Source organism: Dietzia sp. DQ12-76, from assembly GCF_014145045.1.
Taxonomy (GTDB): domain Bacteria; phylum Actinomycetota; class Actinomycetes; order Mycobacteriales; family Mycobacteriaceae; genus Dietzia.
On record NZ_JAALDV010000492.1, the window covers coordinates 1 to 3,081 of the forward strand.

Annotated in this window: 3 protein-coding genes; 1 reads left to right on the plus strand and 2 read right to left on the minus strand. The window is 68.4% G+C overall.

What is annotated here, in order from left to right; all coding sequences use genetic code 11:
* Nucleotides 1–163 precede the first annotated feature (163 nt).
* Nucleotides 164–982 (minus strand): galactan export ABC transporter ATP-binding subunit Wzt/RfbE, encoded by an 819-nt coding sequence (wzt, locus tag G6019_RS15360; RefSeq protein ID WP_182613744.1) that lies wholly within the window; start codon nt 980–982, stop codon nt 164–166.
* A gap of 12 nt (nt 983–994) precedes the next feature.
* Nucleotides 995–1,882, minus strand: coding sequence for a galactan export ABC transporter permease subunit Wzm/RfbD (wzm, locus tag G6019_RS15365; protein ID WP_107755481.1), 888 nt, complete (start codon nt 1,880–1,882; stop codon nt 995–997).
* Between the two features lie 66 nt (nt 1,883–1,948).
* On the opposite strand from wzm, the gene G6019_RS15370 reads away from it, so the two are divergent.
* Complete coding sequence (locus G6019_RS15370; RefSeq protein WP_107755482.1) at nt 1,949–2,965, plus strand: NADP-dependent oxidoreductase; 1,017 nt, start codon at nt 1,949–1,951, stop codon at nt 2,963–2,965.
* Nucleotides 2,966–3,081: the final 116 nt, after the last annotated feature.

Sequence of the window (3,081 nt, forward strand, 5' to 3'; positions counted from 1 at the left end):
GACCACCACGGCCACCACTCGCCGCGAATCGCCCGGCCCCTGCCCGGTTGCGCGCCCGGATCGCTCGCTTCCGGTGGGAGTACGCGCCCCCTCGGGTCCATATCGGGCGCGCGAGCCCGATCCGGGGTCCGAGCCGGGGCCCGCACCCGGGCCGGAGCCGCCCTCAGGCCTCACGCTCCATCCTCTCCATGTAGGCGGCGATGGACCGCCCGGCCTCGGGGCCCTCGTAGGCGGTGACGATCTCCTCGATGCTGCCCCGTTGCCGGATGCGTCCGTGGTCGATCCACATCGCCGAGTCGCACAGCTGGGCCAGGAACTCGTTGGAGTGGGAGGCGAACACCAGCATGCCGGACCGGGAGACCAGGTCCGCCAACTTGATCCGCGCCTTCTTCATGAACTCGGCGTCCACCGCGCCGATGCCCTCGTCGAGCAGCAGGATCTCCGGGTCGATCGAGGTCACCACGCCCATCGCCAACCGCACGCGCATCCCGGTCGAGTAGGTGCGCAGCGGCATGTCCAGGTAGTCACCGAGCTCGGTGAAGTCGGCGATCTCCTCGACCTTGGCCTTCATCTGCTTGCGGGTCTGGCCCAGGAACAGGCCGCGGATGATGATGTTCTCGTATCCGGTGATCTCCGGATCCATGCCCACGCCGAGGTCGAACACCGGGGCCACGCGTCCCCGGATCCGGGCGGCGCCGCGGGTGGGTTCGTAGATTCCGGACAGCAGCCGCAGCAGCGTGGACTTGCCGGCACCGTTGTGTCCGATCAGCCCGATGCGGTCACCTTCCCGGAGGGACAGCGTGATGTCTCGCAGGGCCTCGACGACGACGACGTTGGACGAGTTCCGCCCGATCGCGCCGCCGGCGGAGCCGAGGACGGCCTTCTTCAGGGAGCGGGACTTGGCGTCGAAGATCGGGAAGTCCACGCACGCGTCCACGCAGTCGATGGACACGCCGCCGGGGGTCGGGGTGGCGGGGCTCATGGGATGTACCTCCTACACCCAGTACGGGACTCGGGAGCGGAACCGGCGCAGCGCGACAAAGGCGAGGATCAGACCGACGGCCGTGCAGGCCAGGACGATCCACCAGTGGTACGCGGCGACGGGTTGGCCGATCATGGGGGCACGCACGATCTCCAGGTAGTGGTAGAGCGGGTTGAGTTCGGCGATGCGAGCCCGGTCCGCGATCTCCCCGCCCTGTTCGTACAGCGTCTGCGTGGTCCACACGATGGGGGTCATGTAGAACAGCAGCTGCACCAGGGAGTCCAGGAGCGGCGCGATGTCGCGGAATCGGGTGGCGAGGATGCCGAACAGCATGGCCACCCAGACGCCGTTGACCATGAGGACCGCCAGGCCCAGAACGGCCAGTAGCAGGTCCCAGCCCAGCGGGCGCGGGTAGATCAGCATGAGCACGACCCAGATCACCAGGTTGTGGCAGAGGAACAGGAACTGCCGCCACACCAGCCGGTAGACGTGGACGCTCAGCGCGCTCGGCAGTTGTTTGATCAGGCCCTCGTTGGAGATGAAGACCTCCGAGCCCTCCTTGATGCAGCCGGAGATGAATCCCCAGAGGATCAGTCCCACGGTGACGTGGGGGAGGAACTCGGCCAGCGGGATCTGGAACAGGATCGAGTACAGCAGCCCCAGAGCGGTCGCCATGACGCCGGTGGCGATGGTGATCCACAATGGGCCCAGGGTCGAGCGGCGGTAGCGCTGCTTGATGTCCTGCCACCCCAGGGAGAGCCACAACTCCCGCTGACCCAGCCCCTGGCGGAGGTCGGCCACGGCCCGGCGGAAGGTCTGGGAGTCGCTGACGATCTCGCTGCGGACGCGCTCGTCGGGGAGCGTCGCCGAAGCGGGGTCGGGAGTGGGCTGGTCCTGCACGAAGGCGAAGCCTACTAGAGGTGTGGCCGGTGGCAGCCCCGCAGACAGGGCGCGTACACATGAGTCATGACGACCAGCACCCAGATCCAGCTCGTCAGCCGCCCGCGTGGCTGGCCCACCCATGACGACTTCCGCACCGTCGTCGTCGACCTCCCCGACCTCGCCGAGGGCGAGGTGCGCGTGGCCAACGAGTTCCTCTCCGTGGACCCCTACATGCGCGGCCGGATGAACGAGGGCCGCTCGTACATCCCGCCGTTCGAGCTGAACGAGACCATGACCGGTGGCGCCGTCGGGCGGGTGGTGGAGTCCCGCTCCGACGCCCACCCGGTCGGGTCGGTCGTGATGCACGATCTCGGCTGGCGGGACGTCGCGCAGGGCGGCGGCCGACAGTTCCGGGTGGTTCAGGAGATCGAGGGTGTCCCGATCTCCGCGTACCTGGGGATCCTCGGGACCACGGGCCTCACCGCGTATGTGGGCCTGCTGCACATCGGGCGCTTCCGGGAGGGCGAGTCCGTCTTCGTCTCCGGGGCGGCCGGGTCCGTGGGGTCGGCAGTCGGTCAGATCGCCCGACTCATGGGCGCATCGAAGGTCGTCGGTTCGGCCGGGAGCGCGGAGAAGGTCGACAAGGCCATCAGCGACTACGGGTTCGACTCCGCGCTCAACTACCGTGAAGGCCCGGTCCGCACGCTCCTGCGCGAGCACTTCGGCAGCGCCGACGGCGAGGGTATCGACGTGTACTTCGACAACGTCGGTGGCGACCACCTCGAGGCCGCACTGGACCTGATGAACGATGACGGTCGGCTGGCCCTGTGCGGGGCGATCAGTTCGTACAACGCCACCGAGCGTTCGCCGGGCCCGGACAACCTCTGGCACGCCATCACCCGCGGGCTGACCCTCCAGGGTTTCACCGTCAACAAGTACATGCACCTGTTCAAGGAGTTCGCGGAGAAGGTCGGTCCGTGGGTGGCCTCGGGCGAGATCGTCTTCGACGAGACGGTCGTCGAGGGCATCGACAACTCGGTCGACGCGTTCCTCGACCTCATGCGCGGGGCCAACGTCGGGAAGATGCTCGTCAAGATCTGATCCGAGGGGTCGGCCCGACCGCGGTGCGGCCGTGGGGCAGGGTGGACGCATGACGTCGACTCGCCGAGCCGCGCCCACCTCCCGCCTGCGACGACGGGCCCGGCGTCGGCTCGACG